We start from the raw sequence: 19,338 nt of genomic DNA, 5'->3' as shown, positions 1-19,338 counted from the left end.
CTGAATTAAAAGCCTACGTTAACACCAAATAAGAAAGTTCTCGATTGCGGGTAAGTACCGTAATCGATACCCATTGATGGTCCGTTTGCAGAGTTTTGGTTAACCTCAGGGTCGAAACCTGAATAATTGGTAAAGGTTAACAGGTTATAAGCACTGGCATAAACCATAAATTTGCTCATTTTAAGTTTGCCTAATGCCATGCTGCCAAAATTGTACGATAATGTGGTTGTTTTTAAGCGCAGATAAGAACCATCCTCTACAAAACGGCTGGATGTTAAGGTATTGTTATGTTGTCTTTTATCGCTTTAGGTACATCGGTAATCTGTCCTGGAGTAGTCCATCTGTTTAGTACAACTGCCGACTGGTTTTTCGAATCGTTCATTCCTTCAAGTTCCATTCTTGAAGCATTAAACATTTGGTTACCCTGCACACCCTGGAACAAGAAATTTAAACCAAAGTTGCCATAAGTAAAAGTGTTGTTTACACCATAGGTGAATTTCGGTTGTGCAGAGCCGATAAATGTTCTGTCGGAGGCATCAATTGTTCCATCACCGTTTAAATCCTGGTAAACAATATTTCCGGTTTGAGGGTTAACGCCATTTGACACATAACCATAGAAACTGCCCAGCGGACGGCCCGGAACCACTCTAATAGCTGCATCACGCTCATAAATATCACCAAAATTAATTGAACCTACTTTGTCGCCTAAACTGGTTACTTTATTGCGGTTTAAAGTAAAGTTGATATCGGTAGTCCAGGTAAATTTATCTTTAACAAAGTTTTTAGTAGTTAAAACAAACTCCAAACCTTTGTTTTCCATATCACCAACGTTAGATGCGATACTTCCAAAACCAATTGAATTTGGTAGTGGCTGGTTAATCAATAGGTCTTTTGTTTTTTTCAAATAAGCATCAGCAGTAAAAACCACGCGACTGTTGAACATTGATAAATCTAAACCGATATTGGTTTGTGTGGTTTCTTCCCATTTTAACCCTGGGTTTGGCAATTGAGAAAATACATAAGAACCTTGAGTCGTTGGTGTGTAAAGCTTCCAGGTATGAATAATCTCCAATTCCTTCATCATTACCTACTTTACCCCAGCTTGCCCTTAATTTTAAATCGTTGATTGATTTTACATCTTTTAGGAAATTTTCACCAGAAATTCTCCATCCAACTGATGCCGATGGAAAATAACCATATTTATTTTCAGGACCGAAACGTGATGAACCATCTGCCCTGAAATTTGTGCTGAATAAATATTTGCTGTCGTAAGCATAAGTTAAGCGGGCTAAATATGAACGTTTAGACCATTGAGAAGCTGTAGGAAGCTGTGCTGGAATTGACGTTCCGCGATCTAATAATTCGCCATTAGGGCCGATAAAATTCTGCTCGTTATAATTTAATTTATAATATTTAGATTCTTGCAAAGTCATACCACCTGTAGCGGTAAATGCATTTTTACCCCAGTTTTTGGTGTAGTTTAAAATGTTTTCATTTAGCCAAACGTGGTCGGTACTAAAGTTAGAGTTGATAATCCCTTTTTGCGTTCTGCCATAATCTGTAGAATATGGATCTAAGAAATAAGCATAACGGTTATCGTTATTGTTTGTGCTAATGCTCGATTTGAATGAAAAGTTTTGGGTAAATTTTACTTCAGCAGCAAATGCACCCAAGAAACGAAAATTTCTATTGTTATTTTTTGCTGCCATCGCATTGGCAACCGGGTTTTCTGATCCACCTTTGTAAGGGTTAAAGGCATAAGTTCCGTTTGCAGCATAAATACCAATGGTTGGTGGGGTAGTTAATGCCGATAAAATGGTTCCACCTCTTGCAACGTTGGCATTATCACTAACATCTACTGAGTTGCTTTGTGTAATTGCAGCATTTCCTGTTAGCTTTAACCATTTGGTTATGTTTTGCTGCCCATTAAAGTGGATGGTATATTTATCCAGTTTAGCTGGTGATACCACGCCTTTATCTTGTTGATAACCAGTTGATAATGAATATTGACCGCCTTTAACTCCGCCTGAAATTGAAGCCTGGTAGCTGTTTTGAGTACCTGTACCGAAAGTTAAATCTTGCCAATCGGTATTTTGATTACCCAGGCCTTGTGTATCATAACCAAGTTCTTTCATCAGGGCGATGTATTGATCTTTATTTAATACATCCTGTTTTTGCCAAAGGTTAGAAAAACCTGTAAATGCATTAAATGTTGCCCGGATTTTATCAGACGAACCTTTTTTGGTTGTAATCAGAATTACACCATTTGCACCGCTCGATCCATAAATGGCTGCCGCAGAAGCATCTTTTAAAATGGTTAAGCTTTCAATATCCGTCGGATTTAAAAAACTTGCATCGCGTGAAGTAACACCATCAATTACATAAAGAGGGCTATTTGATGCATTAATTGAAGTATTACCACGAATGGTAATTGCAACACCTGCCCCTGGTTTTCCTGATTGTGAACTGATCTGCACACCAGCAGCTTTACCTTGAATGGCTTGCAGTGGATTGGTTACCGGCTGGTTTTCGATATCTTTTGATGATAATGAAACTACAGCGGTGGTTAAATCTTTTTTGGTTGTAGTACCATATCCAATTACCACCACCTCATTTAATTGTTGGTTATCATCAGATAATGTTACGTTTACTGTTGTACGGTTATTAACTGCCTCTTCAATTGTTTTGTAACCAATAAAGGTAAATTCTAATGTCGCATTTTGAGGTGCGCTAATGCTGTATGCACCATTGTCTGTTGTGGAAGCACCCTGGTTAGTTCCTTTCACTTTTACAGATACTCCAGGTAATGGTAAACCTTGTTTGTCTTTTACCAGACCTTTTACAGTTATATTCTGTGCCATACTCAGAGAGATACCGCATAGCATACACACTATAAGCAATGTAAACTTTTGTCTCATAATTTTTGCTCTTGTTAATATTATGCCGTAAAGTTAACACTCATTTAATGTTAAATACAAGTGTTTTGGTTGATAATTTTTATGTAACTATCTGATATTTAGGTTTTTGTGATGATTTCGATACGCTTTAATACCATGGCCTAAATGGCTATTTTAAGCCTGATAATCAGCGCATAAGTAGCTAAGATGAGGCCAGGTACGGATAGAAAATGATACGCTTAAATACCTTAGAAATTTCTTTAATTAAAGCTTTAAACAAACAAATTTGTGACTGATAAAACCTCGGTTTTATTCAATTACGAGCTGACTCCAGCCGTTTTTAGCTGTTTTTTTCAAAGTTTTCTTGCGGTCATCCATCACTTTTTTAATCCGCGATCCGAATGTCCAGCAAGTACTTTGCCTGATGGAAAGAAGCTCTGACAATTTATGAGAAGATATTTTGCCTTTAGAAGAGTAAATCAGAAAAATCATGTAAAATGCCTTGTTAATCGGTATCCTGGTGTTATGGAAAATGGTATAAGTGGTTACCGATTCTTCATACCCGCATTTACTGCAGCGGCGGCTATATAAAATGTGTCCGTTAAAATAATGATCGTTGCTGCACTTCCGGCAATGGTAACCATTGCTCCATTTAAGCTCAGCCAAAAACTCGTAACAGGCTTCTTTGTCGGGTAAATTTTACTAAACTCTTCAAAATCTACCTCTGTAGACATTACGCGGTCTCTGGTAACCTTTTCTACACTTGTTTGCAGCTCTTCATTGTCATGCTCCAACAACACATTCATTCTCGAAATTTCTTCTGCCTGCTGCTGTAGCAAAGCATTTGCTTCTTCCAAAGCCTGATTTTTGCTTTCGATGATGAGCGATTTATGGTAAACCTCGCGTGTACGTTCTTCAACTTTACTTTCGAGTTCCTGGTTAATACTATCTTTAAGTTTGGCATTTTCAGCCATTTGCCTGATGATTTTCTGCTGTGCTTTATCCTTTTTTACTTTCAAAATCCGTACTTTATCGCCAATTGCAAACGATAAAAAGATCATTTCGAGCACAAAGCAGAAGCTCAAACTGTAATAACTAACTGCCCCAAAATTAAGCCAGCCTATGCCAAGCATGATCAAAAACTTTAGGGTAAAGCCAGCAAACAGGAAGCTATAGCCCAAAACAAAGAAGCGGGCAGGTTGATAGCCTTTTTTGTAGATATAAATGCCGGTAAAAAAAGCAACCGAGAGCGGCACAGCCTCAATAAACTTATAGCTGAACAGTGTTTGATCGAAAATGTAGCAGTACAGAAAAAACACAATCCTGCAAACAATAATCGTAATAATAAATTGGTTGAGTTTAGGTGCTTTTGCTTTAACATATAAAAGCTCGCGGGTAAAAAGCAGTGCAAAAATACTCGTGGCGCATAGTGCAAAAGCATAGGCAACCTGATTCCATGCAGGGTTATTGGGCCACAAATACTGATAGGCAATGCCATCGGTACTCATTTCGAAAAAACCTACACTGAGGTTGTAGAGCACATAATAGAGGTATTGCTTTTGCCTGATGGCAATAAACATAATAAGGTTGTAAAAACTGAAAACCAGGATCATTCCGTAAAAAATGCCGAAATAAAAATATTCATCAAGGGCATAAGAAATAAACCATTCGGTGGTTCTGAGCACAATAATTACATCGGCTATTTGTGAGGAACTGATTTTGAAATAATAGGTTTGCGTTCCATTTCCATCATTTTGCAACGGAATTTCAAAGTTTTTGTGGTGAATCAGCCTTTTGTCGAAATGGTTTGCATCGCCAAGGTTTTCAACCTTATATTTTTTATTATCCTGAGGAATGAATGCAGTAATATGATCGATAGTCTGATCAAAAAACTCTAGTAAAAACGGTTTATCTGCCTGATTGTTCTGTTTAATCTTTATCCTGAACCAGTATGTTTTATTGAGCTGTTTGGTTTGCGGGGTACTGCTCAGGCTTGCTTTAAATTTCTGATCGAATGCGCTGCTTTTAATTTCTTCGAAATTGTATTGATTGCTGGCATCCTCTAAAACTTCAATTTCTTTAAAGGTGAATATGTGCTGTGCCACGGAATCCTGCATTTCTACCACTTTCTGTGCCTTTAAGCCCGAAACAGAAAACAGTAAAATTAGCGCAGTAAAAAGTGGGAAACGCTTTAAATAAGTTAGTGCCAGCATGAATTACAAAGGTACAAATTTGTCTTCACGTGATACCGATCGGCTTATCAGCGAAATTTCATTTTAAAAATATAATGAAATACTGGTTCCTTTCTGTTCTTCAGATTGAATATCGATTTCGATTCTGTGAAACCTGGCAATGCTTTGAACAATTGCTAAACCTAAGCCAAAACCATTCTCATCCGTATTTCCTCGTTTAAAGCGGTCAAAGGCATCTTCAACAAGGGCCTTACTCATTCCCGAACCCGTATCACTAATGGTTAATACGTACTTTTCCAGTTCGGTTTTATCAGTTATTGCAATTGTACCGCCATCAACATTGTATTTAATTGCATTGTTAATGATGTTAATTAACAGCGTGTGGATCAATGCTTTATTGCCTTTAAAATGGAAATCTTTACTCAGGTTGGTGCTATAAATGATGTTTTTATCTGCAATACGGTCTTCCAAATCTTCGTAAATATCTTCAATTTCCTGTTTCAGGCTAATTTCTTCGGTTTTTAAATATTGATTATTTTCCACTTTCGAGATGAGTAACAAGCTGTTAATGATCACCTTTAAGCGGTTTAATGTTTTTAATGAAGCATAAATTTTATTTTCGTGCTCTACCGGAATGTTTGGTGTATTGAGCATATTCTCAAATCTTGTACTTAAAATTGAGATAGGGGTAAGCAACTCATGCGAAACGTTGGCAATAAACTGTTTTTCTAGTGCAAAAAGTGTATTTATTTTTCGCATTAACGAGTTGATGCTGTTATCAAGAATTTTGAAATCTTCGGTGCTGGTTGGTATATTCTGGTAATTGTAGTGCGAAGGATCGTCAACAAGGTTGATTTTTTTATCGATAATCAGGTAAAATGGCTTGAGCAAGAAATTAGAAAAGGCAAAATCGGTAACAAGCGTAATCAGCAAGGCGGCCACAAGCACAATGAGCACGTAAAAACGGATCGAATTTTTAATCGACTGCAGGGTGGTCATTGTTTCCCCAATTTCGAGGTTGTACCAGTTGGTGTGGTAGGAAAATTTATAGTTAAGTATGCGGTAAACTTCAATATCGCCTTCAATTTCCCGCTTTTCGGTAAACACTTTAGCTGTAGAATCTGGTAAATTGTCGGGTATATCGGTTAAAACGATAAATTCTTCTTTTAAAATGTTATAATCGGTAAAAGATTGTCCTTTATTTAAAAGGCTGTCAATTTCATCATCATTTAAGTTCTCAATAATTTTATTCTTTTTTTTGATTAAACGGTTATCGAGTTGATTGTAGGCAAGTTTATCTAGTGAAAATAAAATAATCGCTCCTAAAACCAGGATGATGGCAATTTTGGTTACCGCATTATATAATGATAACTTAACCTGTAATTTCATTTTGGTTTATTAGTTCGTTAGCCCTTAGTTATTTCCTTTAGCTTCCAATCGCCCAACGGGCTAACAATTGATTCTGTAACCAATACTTCTAACCGTTTCAAACCAATCAGTAGGACTAACCGCAGCTAGTTTTTTGCGTAGATTTTTTACATGCACATCAACAAAATTCGAATCAGAATTTACTTCTAAAATATCGCCCCAAACATGTTCTGTAAGACTCATCCGAGATACCACACGATTTTTATTCAGTACCAGGTAGTTAAAAATTTCGAATTCTTTTTTGGTCAGGTTTAATCTTTCTTCTGCAAAAGAAACCGTTCTATTTTGTATGTTGAGTAAAAAGTTATGAATGTTGATTTCATTTTTCTCCAGCTTGTGTTTTCGGCGGGTAATGGCATGCATTCTTGCTAAAAGTTCATTTAACGAGAAGGGTTTAGGTAAATAATCATCCGCACCTTCATCCAGTCCCTTAATCCGATCGTCTACAGCACTACGGGCGGTCAAAATTATTACAGCATCATCGCGATCTTTAGTGGCTTTCAATTGCTTCAAAATATCAAATCCATCACCATCAGGTAAGCCTAAATCCAATAAAATGAAATCGTAGTTGTTTACAAATATTTTTTCCTCCGCAGAAGATTTTTTCCATGCATGCTCTACAATAAATCCTTCTTTGCTTAAGAATTCGTCCATTTCCAGCGCAAGGCTTTTTTCATCTTCAACTATAAGTACGTTCATTCAGTTACAGTTTTCGGTTTGTAATTTTCGGTTTATGGCTTTTACAATTGATGTTTTTCTCAGCAGATTAGCTGCTTTTTTAAGCTTCGATTGATGCCATTACCCTGCAACTAAGTTAATATTTTTTAAGATGATCGCACATGCTTCTTCAATTTCTTCTTTGGTAATAATTAACGGAGGCGCGATACGCAAGGAGTTACTGCAATGTAAAAACCAATCTGACAATACACCATCGAGGATACAGGCATCGATAATTTTTTTGTTGATCTCAAAATTCTCAAATTCAACAGCGAGCATCAATCCTTTTCCCCTTATTTCTTTTATTGCATGGTGTTGGAGCAACTTTTTAAATACTTGTCCTTTTTCTTCAACTTCATCCACAATATGATTGTCGACCAAGGTGCGTAAAGTGGCCAAGCCTGCTGCACAACAAACCGGATGACCGCCAAATGTTGTCATGTGGCCTAAAATGGGTGTATGCGATAATACCGACATGATTTCCAGCGAACTGATAAATGCACCGATTGGCATACCGCCACCAATTCCTTTTGCCAAAAGTAAAACATCGGGTACTATATTGTAATGTTCGAAAGCAAACATTTTACCACTTCTGCCAAAACCCGACTGTATTTCGTCGAAGATTAATAAGGTACCAGTTTCAGTACATTTTGTACGCAAGGCTTGCATATAAATTAAATCAGCCACCCTGATTCCGGCTTCGCCCTGAATGGGTTCGATAAAAACAGCGGCAACTTCTGTGGTGATTTTATTGAGATCAGAAATATTGTTGTGCTCAATAAAGCTTACATGAGGCAAAAAAGGCCCATAACCAGACGAGTAGAAATCGCTTTCCATTAAACTTTCTGCACCTTGTGTGCTGCCATGGTAAGCATTTTTGCAAGCAATAAAACCTTTGCGGCCGGTATAGCGTTTGGCCAGTTTCATTGCACCTTCTACAGCTTCTGTACCCGAGTTTAAAAAGTAGGTACAACTTAAACTTTCTGGTAAAATATCGGCAAGTGCTTTAGCAAAATTTACCTGAGGCGTTTGTACATATTCGCCATAAACCATCAGGTGCATATAGGTTTCTGCCTGCTCATGGATTGCCTTAACCACAGCCGGATGGCAATGGCCTACATTACTTACACCGATACCGGCAATTAGATCCAAATGTTTCTTATCGGCAGAATCGTATATATAAACACCTTTAGCCCTTACAAATTCGAGCATAAGTGGTTCAGGAGAGGTTTGTGCATTGTGTTGTAAAAACAACTGACGTTGGGTAAGCATGGTACAAAAGTACGGAATTAAGGAGGATTCTACTTCTTCTTGTATATCTTATAATAAAAATCAAGGAATTTTCTTCCTATGGAAATCTTTAGATCATTAGTCAAAATGACATATGCTCTCTCTAAAATTTTAATTTGATTTTCTGCAATGATGAATGACCTATGGACCTGCGAGAAGCCTTTTTCAGCAGGTAAAAGTGCTAATACATTGGAAAAGCTAGATTTAGAAAAGACAGTTTCATGCTCTAGATATATCTTGGTCATTCTTTCTTGTGCTTCTACGGCATAAATTTTATCAAGCTTGATTTTAGTAAACCGATTTCTTTGTTCAATGCTTTTTAATAAAATAAAATCTTCTGTTTTTTTAATTTGAGAAGGTACCTTATTTGGAAATAACTTTTGAATCGTTTGATCAAATTTTGCCTGGGAAAATGGTTTTAGTAAGAAAGCATCTGCCTCTAGCTCATAAGAATGAATTGCATAACTCGGATGTGCGGTAGTAAAAACCAATTTCTGTGTTTTATGCCTGATTAATTTTGCCAGTTCAATTCCATTTAGCAACGGCATTTCGATATCAAGAAAAATAATATCCACGGTTTTCTTAAGGTTTTCGATTTCTTTAAGAGCGGCTGAGGCACCGTTGAACGCTTTTAATAATTTAAGTTTAGGTTGAAGCGCAATATAATCAGTTATAAGCTCAAGAGCTGAAAATTCATCATCAATGGCAAAGCAAGTATACATAATCCCTAAATATTTGAGCAGTTAATTATTTTATTTCGGGATAATTGTGCTAAAGTAATCGTTATGTTACCGTTTTCCAAATGAAAAAAAACTTGAAATATAAAAATGGTCGTTTATGTTGTTTTGACGGTTGTTCATGTCGATTAAACGGTAGTCGGCGCGAAAAATTTTATTTTAGATTTTTATTAATGAGGTTTGAGGGAATTAATCTAATTATTTTAACCTTAAATCTTTTTAAAAAATGAAGAAATTATTATTTATTGGAATGATGTGTTTGATGAGCATAGTTACGTTTGCTGAAAAGGACTTTTCAAGCTTAAAGGAGTGTACAGTACATTATACCGTTGTAGATGAAGATGGTGTTGTTATCTGGGGCCCAGCTGATGTGTCAGCTGATACATGTGAACATGCAGCAGGACTTGCGAGAACGTTTTACCACATAACTACTGGTGATAGTTCAGTTTTTCCTAAGTAAATGAAGATAAAAGGAGTTATCTAGGTGTTAGCTGATACACTTGAATATGCAGCAGTATATGCTTATTCTACTTAAAAGTTAATATTGATAGATCAGTTTTAACATTAAAATAAGTCTAAAGTAAATGGTTCGTTTATATTTCAACTCTCTACGACCGTTATCATAACTAAGATGTAATTGATTGTGATGTAAACGAACTAAATTGGCTATCAAATCTTAAATAATGTATGGTGCTTAGAAAATATTTATTAAATTTTTTGCCTCTAATTTTTGTTCTTCATTCTTTTTCTGCAAAAGCGCAAAAAGGGACTATTAGTTATAAACTGACTGTTAATGAGAAAAATCTCGGCAAAAAGATGCAGCAGAATTTAATTATCTATTTTGATAAATTAAACTCCATAGAATTGAGGATCAAATCAAAAGTTCTAAATGGAAACATTCCGGTCGATGATTTAAATCAAGTTAGGGTACTTAAATCAGGAAAACCAACCTTTGTATTCAAAGATTTCAGTAGGAAAAAAATATTATTGTCTGATTACATTGGCACTAAAAAAGTAATATTAATGGATTCTTTGAATAATTTTAGATGGAGGATTTCAAAGGAGAAGAAGAAAATAGGGAAATTTAATTGTAGAAAAGCAGAAACCGCATTTAGAGGAAGATTATATGAAGCTTGGTATACTGAAGACGTTCCTATTCAAAATGGACCATGGAAATTTTGTGGTTTGCCTGGCTTAATAGTTTTGGTTAATGATACGGAATCTGATTTTGTTTACGAATTAACTGGTGTTGATTTGAAGGCTAGATTTGAAAATAAAATAATTGGTGTTCCTGTAGCCTACCAAAAAGATAAAGCTTTTACTTATAAAGAATTTAGAATTTTTTATAAGAAAAAAATTGAGGATTATATTAGACTTGCTAGAGTTGAACAAACCACATCCGAAGGTATTACTGGAAAAATAAATATACAGATGCCCGAAAAACAAGAGAAATATTAATGTGCAAATATTTCATCTTTTTGCTTATTATTTTTACCGATAATCTCTCTTTAGCACAATCTGTACGGTTAACCGGTTCTGTAACATCGTGGGCTGATAAACTTCCATATGCCTCAATTCAACTTAAAAATTTTGAAAGCGATGATGTTTTAATTTATGGTTTTTCAAATGAAGAAGGAAATTACGAACTAAGCGGCCAAATAGACCGATCCGATAAATTCCTTCTAATTGTTGCTTATATTGGTTATAAAAGAGATACATTGATTGTGAGCCGGATTGATCTTTTGAAAGAATCTATATTTCAACACAATTTCATATTAATAGAAGACAAGAAACAGCTTGATGAGATTTACATTAAGGCGCCTAATGGTGTAAGCGTAGATAACGACACTACAAAATATAATGTACTTCGCTTTACGAGTCCTGATGACCAGAACCTAGAAAGTGTAATCAAAAAAATGCCTGGGATGGAGGTAAATAAGGACGGAACGATTTTTTTAAAAATAAAAAAATCAGCCGAGTATTATTAGAAGGCGACGATTTAACAGGGGAGGGTTACAAAGCCATTACTAAAAATTTAAAGCCTGTACTTGTTGAGGAAATACAAGCTTTAGAACATTATGTTGAAGATAATCTAGTCAAGGGTATTATAAACAGTGACGATATTGTTTTAAACCTCAAAATAAAGAATAAGCAAGCAAAAAAAATGATTGGGAGTATTGATGGTGGTTTGGGTACAATCGATCGAAGGATATTGTCTACAAATCTGATTGCTTTTTTTAATAAAACCAAGGCTTTTGTCTTTGCTAACCACAATAATTTAAGTACGGAGTCAAATGGAAATATTTTAGATCTCGTAGATGAGAATAGGGCTTTTATCGGAAATAATCAAATTATCAGTCATGGAGTTGGTACATACAATTCCTTTGATGCAACTTCATACACCCTTAATAATACCAGTCAAGGGAGTGCAAATTCTATTACAAGGATAACAGATAAGTTTAAGATCAGATATGCACTATTTTATTCTTGGAATAAACTGTATGGACAAACGTCTATTCAGAATATTTATTTTAAACCAAATTTGATAAATACTGAAGATAACGATAGTAGAACTAGTTCAAAAAAAACCTTACAAGGTAATTTCAGTGCCGATTATTTGGTTAAAAACAATGCTCGTTTTTGGGCCCAATTATCATACAAACAAGTGCCTGAGCGATTCAATAGTTCCGCTTTTTCTGTATATAATAATATGATTGGTGATAGTGTTTTGCAAAATCAAGTTGATTTAAATAGAAATTTTAATGCGCAGATAAAATATACTGTTAAGGCAAACCAAACCACAGCATATTTGTTTTCGGCTAGATTTTTAGCAGATGATATGAACCAAAACTATCAAACACGCTCAACGCTTTATCAAAATGTTCTCATATTTAACGGAAGCCAAAATTTACATCAAGTAGTAAATAATAATAATTTCAAGTTAAAAATCGATTTTGAAGGGTTAATGAGATATAATACCAGCTTTCTTTATTTAAATGTGGGCAATGAAATCAACCATTCTAAAATAAAATCAAATCTTTTTGGTGAGTTTCAAAATAATCAGGTATCAATTGGTGATGCTTTTGTCAACGATAATCTCTTTAAGTTAAATCAAATCTATATCACTGGTAAATATGTTTACGACAATCAACCTGTTAAGGTACTGGTACAATTAAAATCTACGGTTCAATTGTTAAAAAATATGGGTAAAGATAGTACCTATCTGATTTTGGAACCAAGTTTGTCTTTTTCTTATAAGTTAACTGATTTACAAAATATTTCTTTTAGTTATAATTATAAAAATTCTAATCCCCAGCCTATTGAATATTATGAAAATCATATCCTTACTGATCTACGTAGTTTAAATAGTGGTTTGACTAATTTTTTTAATTATAATTCTCATCAGCTTGGGATAAATTATAATTTAAATGACTTTGCTAATAGCTATTTTAACCTTAATGTTGCTGTAAATACTAGCTTCAGTAAATACGGGTTTCTATATACTAATTCTTCGAGAATTCTTTGAACTACTCTCGGAAAGAACCATTTCGAGGTGTAAAAACATTAAATTCAAATTTTTCTATTAAGAAATTTTTTCCGTTATTTTCGCTATCAATTACAGCAAACTATGTGCCTTCATATTCGTCCTATTATAGTAAAATAATAGATATAGCAAAAGAATACCGTGCTTTCAATCAAAATGCTTTATTAAAAATAAACACGGGCTTTAATCTGCCAATAAATTTTGGATTAGGGGCTGAACTCCAAATTAATTCTACTAGAAGTGAAGGAGCGCAAATCGCTAAAAATAAAGCTCATAAATATTCATTTGAGTATAAATATAAGATCAATGATAAAATTTTCAATCTATCATCCTATAATAGGTATCGTGTGAATAATAAACATTTTGATTTAGTGGATACAGAAGTTCAGTATAATCCCATCAAGGGGGATTTTAAATACAGTATTCAGGGTAAAAATCTGGCAAACCTTAAAGCTTTCACCAATTTAAATATTAATGAGGTATACTCTTCTAATTATTCATCTTCTATACTAGGCAGATATATAATGTTTAATGTATCCATGTCGATTAAATAATCCATCAAACAAAAAAGACCTACATTACTGTAAGTCTTTTTCTTTATTGCCTTTGGCCGCCTTTAAATCTATTGAGCAACTCCCGTTTAAAACCTTCCTGGGCCCTGTAAAACTTGCCTACAACTTTAATCGGTAAAGAAGATTTGAGCTTGTTGTAATATTTTTTATCCAGATTAAGGTCTTTTTGTTTAAAATCGAATTCGCTCGTAATTAAACTTTGTACTTGTGCATCGGTTAAATTATCAATCTCTGTGGTTTTGCGGAAAGAAATCATTTTCTGCATGCGCTCTTTACGCAATGCGCTTTGTTCTTCTTGCATATCGTTATAAATTGGCCAGAAAATTTTAGCCTCTTCGGGTGATAGATCCAGTTTTTGAGTAAAAAAAGCTATTTTAAGTGATTCTATTTCTTCTCCTTTTGGCCTTTGTGCTAAAAGGGTGGTAGGTAATAAAAACATTAAAGCAACAAAAAGTAAATTCTTCATTTTCATGTTTATTCTTGTTTTCAAATTTGATGAAGCTATCATGATTTCGATATGGTTTTTGTTATTGTTAATCATGATGGTTTCATTAATTATTTAATTCCTGAGAAAGATCGTTTGACGAGAAATTGCTCAGGATATAGTTTTCCATTTCTGTATCTGACGCAGAAGTAGTTTTTAGATTGGATGTTGTGGTATTTTCTGCCTCTAAGTGATCGATGATTGTGCTTTCATCAATATCATATAACAGTTGTTCGTTTACTGCTTCGGCAGATTGCGCTTGTATAACGGTTGCAGTGGTACTATTTTGGTAGAAATAAATGCCAAATGATGCCATTAACAAAAAGCAGGCTGCACTTGCGTATTTAACTAGGCTGCGTCTCCATAGAGGGATAACTTTAGCTTCTTTTTTAGGCTCTGCTAACCCAATTCTGTTTACAATTCTACTTTGTAAAGTATCGAAATAATTTTCTGGCACCGTAAATGCATTTTCTGCTTTCGGCAATGCTTCGATGGCAATCCTTGTTTGTATCCGTTCCGTTAAATCTTCGAAATAATTCTGCGGAACTTCAAAATTATTGTTGCTGGTTTTCTGTTTTAACTGATCAAAATAAACAGCAGAAGAAATGGCCTCATCACAATTTTCGAAATATCCATCAGGAATGGAGAATGGATTGCGTTTCCCCATTGTCGCAAGGATTGGAGCTTCATTTATCCAATCGTTATTTTCTATATTTTCGTTCATCACAGATATATGATTCAATTAAAGTGAAAAGGTTTAATAGTCTATTTCATCATTTGTAATAAAAGCTTCAATTTTTTTTGCAGCAATATGAAATGACGCTTTTAATGCACCTACAGATGTACCGAGTACTTCAGAAATCTCTTCATATTTCATATCATCAAAATACTTCATGTTAAAAATTATGCGTTGTTTTTCGGGTAAGGTAAGAATTGCTTTTTGTAGTTTAATTTCGAGTTTATCTCCGTTAAAATAAGATGAAGCAACCAGGTTATCGGCAAGCGCACCAGAAACCTCATCTAAAGGCGTGTTATTGCGCTGCTTTTGTTTATTTAGAAAAGTAATGGATTCATTGGTGGCGATGCGGTAAATCCAGGTATAGAGCTGAGAATCACTTCTAAATTTTTCCAGGTTTTTCCAAACTTTAACAAATACCTCCTGCAAAAGGTCGTCGCAATCATCGTGGTTTAAAACCAATCTGCGGATGTGCCAGTATATTTTTTGCTGATATTTTTTTAGCAACAGGTTAAAGGCTTCATTTCGCGTGCGCATCTACGGCAAACAGTGCAAGAATTTCTGAATCTTCAACTTGTTTCATTTATGATTATTATAAAACCACAAAGACACTAAGTACACAAAGTTTTGGTTATCCTCGGTGTTCTTGGTGCCTTTCTGGTTAAATTTAAATTTTATTTTTTTCTGCCAATTACTTTTTGTGCAGCTTCAACAATGTTAATAGCATCTAAACCATATTTAGACATTAACTGATCTGGTGTTCCGCTTTCGCCAAAAGTATCATTTGTAGCTACAAATTCTTGTGGGGTTGGCAATTCAGTAGTTAACAAACGTGCTACACTTTCACCTAAACCACCAAATTTGTTATGCTCTTCGCAGGTAACCACGCAACCTGTTTTTTTAACAGATGTTAAGATTGCTTCATCATCCAAAGGTTTAATGGTATGGATATTGATAATTTCTGCATCAATGCCCAATTCAGCTAATTTCTCACCAGCTTCAATTGCTTTCCAAACCATGTGGCCGGTAGCAATTATAGTTACATCTGTTCCTTCATTTACCATCCATGCTTTACCGATTTCGAATTTTTGATCAGGATCTGTAAATACAGGAATTACCGGACGGCCGAAACGTAAATAAACTGGTCCTTCGTATTCTGCAATGGCTAAAGTTGCTGCTTTGGTTTGGTTATAATCACAAGGATTGATCACTACCATGCCCGGTAACATTTTCATTAAACCGATATCTTCCAAAATCTGGTGGGTAGCACCATCCTCGCCAAGGGTTAAACCCGCGTGAGATGCGCAAATTTTAACATTTTTGTTAGAATAAGCTACCGATTGGCGGATCTGATCGTAAACACGACCGGTTGAGAAATTGGCAAATGTACCTGTAAAAGGGATTTTGCCACCAATTGTCATCCCCGCTGCAATACCGATCATGTTTGCTTCTGCAATACCAACCTGTGTAAAACGCTCAGGAAAATCTTTAATAAAAGCATCCATTTTAAGCGATCCAACTAAATCGGCACATAAGGCAACTACATTTTCGTTTTTCTTACCAGCTTCATGTAAGCCAGCACCAAAACCCGAACGTGTATCTTTTTTTTCTGTATATGTATATTTTTTCATACCCCAAACCCCTAAAGGGGCTTTATTTGTAGTTAAAATTAAAAGTTATTTACTCCCCCTTCAGGGGGTAAGGGGGTTAATAATCCCCTAGGGTTTCTGGTAACTGTGCCAAAGCCAAAGCCAATTGCTCATCATTTGGTGCTGTACCATGCCACTTATGCGAACCCATCATATAATCTACACCAGCACCCATTTGTGTGCTCATTAAATTTAAAATCGGTTTGCCTTTTCCTGTTAATGTTTTGGCATAATGTAAGCCTTCAACGATCGATTGCATATCATTACCATCAGTATTGATTACATGCCATCCAAAAGCTTCAAATTTTGCCTGTAAACTATCCAGCGAAAGTACTTTTTTAGTTGGCCCGTCAATTTGCTGACCGTTGTAATCCACACTGCAGATTAAGCGGTCTAACTCGTGGAAAGGAGCAAACATTGCCGCTTCCCAGTTCTGGCCTTCTTGTAATTCGCCATCACCGTGTAAAGTAAACACGTACGAATTATCTTTATTTAATCTTTTAGTTAAGGCAGCGCCAATGGCTACAGACATTCCTTGCCCTAATGAGCCAGATGCTACGCGGATACCCGGTAAATGCTCATGAGTGGTTGGGTGGCCCTGTAACCTCGAATCCAGCTTACGGAAGGTTGCCAATTCACTTTTATCGAAATAACCTGCATGTGCAAGTGTACTGTACCAAACTGGAGAAATGTGACCGTTGGATAGGAAGAATAAATCTTCGCCAATCCCGTCCATAGTGAAATCCTTATTGTGGTTTAAGACTTCAAAATATAGCGCAGTAAAAAAATCGGCGCAACCCGATGAACCACCTGGGTGGCCAGATTGACATCCGTGAACCATTCTTACGATATCTCGTCTGATTTGAGAGGCAATATCTTCTAGCTCTTTAATTGTATGTTTCATTAAATAAGAGGTTGTTGTTACATAGCAAAGGTAATATTTTACCCGCTATATCATAATTAGTTATTAATTAAATCGAGTACTTGTTGTGTTGAGTTTTTAGTGTCTACCTTTTTGATAATATGAGCAATTTTGCCCTCACCATCAATGATAAATGTGGTACGTACGGTACCCATGTATTTTTTGCCATACATGTTTTTCTCCGCCCAAACACCATAGTCATTTACAATTTTCTGATCGGTATCAGCAAGTAAAGTAAAGGGTAAGTTATGTTTGGTTACAAATTTATGGTGCGATTTTTCATCATCAACACTTACACCTAAAACCACAATACCTTGCGCCTGTAAGCCCTGATAGTTATCTCTAAAATCGCAGGCTTCTGCTGTGCAGCCCGGGGTATCATCTTTAGGGTAAAAATAAAGCACAACAGTTTTGCCTTTATAATCGTTTAAAGATACCTCGATGCCATTCTGATCTTTTGATGTAATTGCAGGTGCCTGATCACCCTCTTTTAACTCTGCCATATATATAATGATTGAATTTTGAATGCTTTAATTATTGAATGCATTATGCCACGTGCAATTTAAACAGTTAACTTATAAATGTGTTTATCATTGTTTAAAATATGACACTTTGAAGTATTTTAATTGTTTTAACATATTATATGGAAAACTCCACTGTATATTTCCGCGAATTTTCTTTCATATCTACCACAACTAAATCAAGCGTATGTTTGCCAGATGCTGTTCTCTCATCGAAACTGTGCCAAAGGGTTGCTGTTTTAGTATCAAATTCCATTAAAACCCATTTGCCATCAATGTAACCATTAAAACTTTTGATGCCAGACAAGTTATCACTTATTTTGAAAAAAATTTTCGATAAACCAGCCATGCTTTTACCCTGGGCGATGTTTACCGGCACAATTCGAGGCGCAACGGTATCGGTAGCAATATAAAAGCTCCCAAAGTTTTTAGGAGTTGCCTTAACATAGCCGTTTTCGAAAAAACCACCTTGTGACGATCCATTCGAATTTACAATCAGAGCCTTGCTTTTCAGGTATTCGGGAAGATTATCTGCCTTGATGGAAATTTCAAAACCGATATGCAGTGGAGTATAACGATTATGAATCTGGTGCACAGCCGACCAGGCATTTCCGGCAGGTTTAGGCAGCTTTTTATACGTGAAATTTAAATCGCTATACAATGTTCCGAGCGGAAAAACCACCTTAATATCATCAATATTAAATTCGTTTACTTTATTATAAGGGTAAATTATTCCAGCAGGAATAACCGGATTTACAATAGGTGCTGAGCCAGCATTAACAGTAAATGGCAATACCGATGAATTTCCCTTTGAATCGGTAATAAGATAACGCACTTGATGTGAAGCTCCATCATTAAAATTGATTCTGCCGCTATTTACCAAACTACTATAAATTTTTAAGGGGTTACCAGGCTCTACAAAACTTTTTTGGATACTCCTTTTGGTATTTAAATAAGTTGGGTAATCAATGTGTGAGTTAATGGCCTTACTATCTTCAAAAGCAAAACGCTCTAAAGCCGAAGTATAAACTTTTTTACCATCAACCTCTAATTGAATAGAATATACTCCGTTTGTGCCCGATAAGCCATTATGCCGATCAGTTACTACAATACCAAAGCCAACCTCTCCGGTTAAACTGATGGGCGCGGTGGTTTTGTAACTGCCGTTTGCGCCGGTAATACCAATAGCCTGTTTTGGAGTAGATTCATTAAAAGTTTTGCCATTTAGGCGATAAACATATAAACCATGGATCACAGGCGGAATGTTATCAGGAATGATGATTCCGAAAAACTGCGGATTTATAGTTTCTTCTGTTTTGGTATCACGAATTTCGAAATGTAAATGCGGACCGCCCGAACTTCCACGGTTACCAGACCAGGCAATAATTTCGCCTTTATGTACAGGGATTAAAGTAGCATCGGGAAATTCATCAATCTCGAATGATTTTTTTTCGTATTCAAGGTTTTTAACAATCGAGGCAATTTTAGGGGCAAATCGCTGTAGGTGACCATAAACGGTAGTAAAACCATTGGGATGATTGATGTACAGGGCCTGTCCGAAGCCACTGTTCTGCACCCTTAACCTCTGAAATGTATCCATCGGCTACAGCATATACAGGATAACCTTCGCGCTGGTTGGTTCTAAAATC

19 protein-coding genes and 3 pseudogenes are annotated in these 19,338 nt (G+C 35.6%); 5 read left to right on the top strand and 17 right to left on the bottom strand.

Annotation, left to right across the window (positions count from 1 at the left end):
- Nucleotides 1–5: 5 nt before the first annotated feature.
- From AC0IWE_RS01095 to AC0IWE_RS01050, 10 genes and pseudogenes are all read right to left on the bottom strand, one after another.
- A complete protein-coding gene (locus AC0IWE_RS01095; protein WP_471791583.1) occupies nucleotides 6–200 on the bottom strand; it encodes a hypothetical protein in 195 nt (64 codons plus the stop codon).
- Nucleotides 201–274: 74 nt separating this feature from the next.
- The gene (locus AC0IWE_RS01090) at nucleotides 275–1,006 is read right to left on the bottom strand and encodes a TonB-dependent receptor domain-containing protein (protein ID WP_471791582.1); all 732 of its coding nucleotides are present in this window, start codon (nucleotides 1,004–1,006) and stop codon (nucleotides 275–277) included.
- Nucleotides 912–2,861, bottom strand: a complete 1,950-nt coding sequence (locus tag AC0IWE_RS01085) for a SusC/RagA family TonB-linked outer membrane protein (protein ID WP_471791581.1) — start codon at nucleotides 2,859–2,861, stop codon at nucleotides 912–914. Before AC0IWE_RS01085 ends, AC0IWE_RS01090 begins: the two co-directional genes overlap by 95 nt.
- A 345-nt stretch (nucleotides 2,862–3,206) precedes the next feature.
- Nucleotides 3,207–3,341 carry a hypothetical protein gene (locus AC0IWE_RS01080; protein WP_471791693.1) on the bottom strand — a complete coding sequence of 45 codons (135 nt, stop codon included), beginning with the start codon at nucleotides 3,339–3,341 and terminating at the stop codon, nucleotides 3,207–3,209.
- A gap of 174 nt (nucleotides 3,342–3,515) precedes the next feature.
- A pseudogene (locus AC0IWE_RS01075) lies at nucleotides 3,516–3,563 on the bottom strand (hypothetical protein); the annotation flags it as partial.
- 422 nt (nucleotides 3,564–3,985) lie between these two features.
- A pseudogene (locus tag AC0IWE_RS01070) lies at nucleotides 3,986–5,014 on the bottom strand (7TMR-DISM family protein); the annotation flags it as partial.
- A 159-nt stretch (nucleotides 5,015–5,173) separates the two neighbouring features.
- Nucleotides 5,174–6,478, bottom strand: a complete 1,305-nt coding sequence (locus tag AC0IWE_RS01065; RefSeq protein ID WP_471791580.1) for a sensor histidine kinase — start codon at nucleotides 6,476–6,478, stop codon at nucleotides 5,174–5,176.
- A gap of 60 nt (nucleotides 6,479–6,538) precedes the next feature.
- Complete coding sequence (locus tag AC0IWE_RS01060; RefSeq protein ID WP_055912373.1) at nucleotides 6,539–7,216, bottom strand: response regulator transcription factor; 678 nt, start codon at nucleotides 7,214–7,216, stop codon at nucleotides 6,539–6,541.
- A 99-nt stretch (nucleotides 7,217–7,315) separates the two neighbouring features.
- Entirely contained in the window at nucleotides 7,316–8,506 is a 1,191-nt protein-coding gene (locus tag AC0IWE_RS01055) for an aspartate aminotransferase family protein (protein WP_471791579.1), read from the bottom strand.
- A 29-nt stretch (nucleotides 8,507–8,535) separates the two neighbouring features.
- The gene (locus AC0IWE_RS01050) at nucleotides 8,536–9,246 is read right to left on the bottom strand and encodes a LytR/AlgR family response regulator transcription factor (protein WP_471791578.1); all 711 of its coding nucleotides are present in this window, start codon (nucleotides 9,244–9,246) and stop codon (nucleotides 8,536–8,538) included.
- A gap of 241 nt (nucleotides 9,247–9,487) precedes the next feature.
- Here AC0IWE_RS01050 and AC0IWE_RS01045 point away from each other — a divergent pair, with 241 nt between their 5' ends.
- The 5 genes from AC0IWE_RS01045 (at nucleotide 9,488) to AC0IWE_RS01025 (ending at nucleotide 13,359) form a co-directional block, all read left to right on the top strand.
- Nucleotides 9,488–9,721 carry a hypothetical protein gene (locus tag AC0IWE_RS01045; protein WP_471791577.1) on the top strand — a complete coding sequence of 78 codons (234 nt, stop codon included), beginning with the start codon at nucleotides 9,488–9,490 and terminating at the stop codon, nucleotides 9,719–9,721.
- Between the two features lie 227 nt (nucleotides 9,722–9,948).
- A complete protein-coding gene (locus AC0IWE_RS01040) occupies nucleotides 9,949–10,719 on the top strand; it encodes a GLPGLI family protein (RefSeq protein ID WP_471791576.1) in 771 nt (256 codons plus the stop codon).
- Entirely contained in the window at nucleotides 10,719–11,249 is a 531-nt protein-coding gene (locus tag AC0IWE_RS01035) for a peptidase associated/transthyretin-like domain-containing protein (RefSeq protein ID WP_471791575.1), read from the top strand. Before AC0IWE_RS01040 ends, AC0IWE_RS01035 begins: the two co-directional genes overlap by 1 nt.
- Nucleotides 11,250–11,425: 176 nt before the next feature.
- The gene (locus tag AC0IWE_RS01030; protein ID WP_471791574.1) at nucleotides 11,426–12,787 is read left to right on the top strand and encodes a TonB-dependent receptor; all 1,362 of its coding nucleotides are present in this window, start codon (nucleotides 11,426–11,428) and stop codon (nucleotides 12,785–12,787) included.
- A complete protein-coding gene (locus AC0IWE_RS01025) occupies nucleotides 12,784–13,359 on the top strand; it encodes a hypothetical protein (RefSeq protein ID WP_471791573.1) in 576 nt (191 codons plus the stop codon). The genes AC0IWE_RS01030 and AC0IWE_RS01025 overlap by 4 nt, the downstream gene beginning before the upstream one ends.
- Before the next feature lie 43 nt (nucleotides 13,360–13,402).
- Here the strand turns inward: AC0IWE_RS01025 and AC0IWE_RS01020 are convergent, their stop codons facing one another.
- The 7 genes and pseudogenes from AC0IWE_RS01020 to AC0IWE_RS00990 all read right to left on the bottom strand — a co-directional run bounded on the left by AC0IWE_RS01020 (nucleotide 13,403) and on the right by AC0IWE_RS00990 (nucleotide 19,289).
- Complete coding sequence (locus tag AC0IWE_RS01020) at nucleotides 13,403–13,843, bottom strand: hypothetical protein (protein WP_055912368.1); 441 nt, start codon at nucleotides 13,841–13,843, stop codon at nucleotides 13,403–13,405.
- A gap of 85 nt (nucleotides 13,844–13,928) precedes the next feature.
- The gene (locus AC0IWE_RS01015; protein ID WP_471791572.1) at nucleotides 13,929–14,585 is read right to left on the bottom strand and encodes a hypothetical protein; all 657 of its coding nucleotides are present in this window, start codon (nucleotides 14,583–14,585) and stop codon (nucleotides 13,929–13,931) included.
- 33 nt (nucleotides 14,586–14,618) lie between these two features.
- Nucleotides 14,619–15,180: pseudogene (locus AC0IWE_RS01010) on the bottom strand (RNA polymerase sigma factor).
- A gap of 91 nt (nucleotides 15,181–15,271) precedes the next feature.
- On the bottom strand, nucleotides 15,272–16,228 hold the full coding sequence (locus tag AC0IWE_RS01005) for a transketolase family protein (RefSeq protein WP_055912362.1): 957 nt from the start codon (nucleotides 16,226–16,228) through the stop codon (nucleotides 15,272–15,274).
- Between the two features lie 76 nt (nucleotides 16,229–16,304).
- Complete coding sequence (locus AC0IWE_RS01000) at nucleotides 16,305–17,150, bottom strand: transketolase (protein WP_471791571.1); 846 nt, start codon at nucleotides 17,148–17,150, stop codon at nucleotides 16,305–16,307.
- Between the two features lie 56 nt (nucleotides 17,151–17,206).
- Nucleotides 17,207–17,671: a thioredoxin-dependent thiol peroxidase gene (gene bcp / locus AC0IWE_RS00995; protein WP_055912357.1), complete on the bottom strand. Its 465-nt coding sequence runs from the start codon at nucleotides 17,669–17,671 to the stop codon at nucleotides 17,207–17,209.
- Between the two features lie 136 nt (nucleotides 17,672–17,807).
- Nucleotides 17,808–19,289, bottom strand: coding sequence for a M23 family metallopeptidase (locus AC0IWE_RS00990; protein WP_471791570.1), 1,482 nt, complete (start codon nucleotides 19,287–19,289; stop codon nucleotides 17,808–17,810).
- Between the last annotated feature and the right edge of the window lie 49 nt (nucleotides 19,290–19,338).

The sequence above is a fragment of the Pedobacter sp. AC402 genome (assembly GCF_979252805.1).
This window is presented reverse-complemented; position numbering and strand designations above follow the sequence as displayed.

What these genes read in the sequence shown, in the direction of transcription:
- AC0IWE_RS01095 (WP_471791583.1), bottom strand. Translation starts at nt 200, where the DNA reads ATGGCATTAGGCAAACTTAAAATGAGCAAATTTATGGTTTATGCCAGT.
- AC0IWE_RS01085 (WP_471791581.1), bottom strand. Translation starts at nt 2,861, where the DNA reads ATGGCACAGAATATAACTGTAAAAGGTCTGGTAAAAGACAAACAAGGT.
- AC0IWE_RS01065 (WP_471791580.1), bottom strand. Translation starts at nt 6,478, where the DNA reads ATGAAATTACAGGTTAAGTTATCATTATATAATGCGGTAACCAAAATT.
- AC0IWE_RS01060 (WP_055912373.1), bottom strand. Translation starts at nt 7,216, where the DNA reads ATGAACGTACTTATAGTTGAAGATGAAAAAAGCCTTGCGCTGGAAATG.
- AC0IWE_RS01055 (WP_471791579.1), bottom strand. Translation starts at nt 8,506, where the DNA reads ATGCTTACCCAACGTCAGTTGTTTTTACAACACAATGCACAAACCTCT.
- AC0IWE_RS01050 (WP_471791578.1), bottom strand. Translation starts at nt 9,246, where the DNA reads ATGTATACTTGCTTTGCCATTGATGATGAATTTTCAGCTCTTGAGCTT.
- AC0IWE_RS01045 (WP_471791577.1), top strand. Translation starts at nt 9,488, where the DNA reads ATGAAGAAATTATTATTTATTGGAATGATGTGTTTGATGAGCATAGTT.
- AC0IWE_RS01040 (WP_471791576.1), top strand. Translation starts at nt 9,949, where the DNA reads ATGGTGCTTAGAAAATATTTATTAAATTTTTTGCCTCTAATTTTTGTT.
- AC0IWE_RS01035 (WP_471791575.1), top strand. Translation starts at nt 10,719, where the DNA reads ATGTGCAAATATTTCATCTTTTTGCTTATTATTTTTACCGATAATCTC.
- AC0IWE_RS01030 (WP_471791574.1), top strand. Translation starts at nt 11,426, where the DNA reads ATGATTGGGAGTATTGATGGTGGTTTGGGTACAATCGATCGAAGGATA.
- AC0IWE_RS01020 (WP_055912368.1), bottom strand. Translation starts at nt 13,843, where the DNA reads ATGAAGAATTTACTTTTTGTTGCTTTAATGTTTTTATTACCTACCACC.
- AC0IWE_RS01015 (WP_471791572.1), bottom strand. Translation starts at nt 14,585, where the DNA reads ATGAACGAAAATATAGAAAATAACGATTGGATAAATGAAGCTCCAATC.
- AC0IWE_RS01005 (WP_055912362.1), bottom strand. Translation starts at nt 16,228, where the DNA reads ATGAAAAAATATACATATACAGAAAAAAAAGATACACGTTCGGGTTTT.
- AC0IWE_RS01000 (WP_471791571.1), bottom strand. Translation starts at nt 17,150, where the DNA reads ATGAAACATACAATTAAAGAGCTAGAAGATATTGCCTCTCAAATCAGA.
- bcp (WP_055912357.1), bottom strand. Translation starts at nt 17,671, where the DNA reads ATGGCAGAGTTAAAAGAGGGTGATCAGGCACCTGCAATTACATCAAAA.
- AC0IWE_RS00990 (WP_471791570.1), bottom strand. Translation starts at nt 19,289, where the DNA reads ATGGATACATTTCAGAGGTTAAGGGTGCAGAACAGTGGCTTCGGACAG.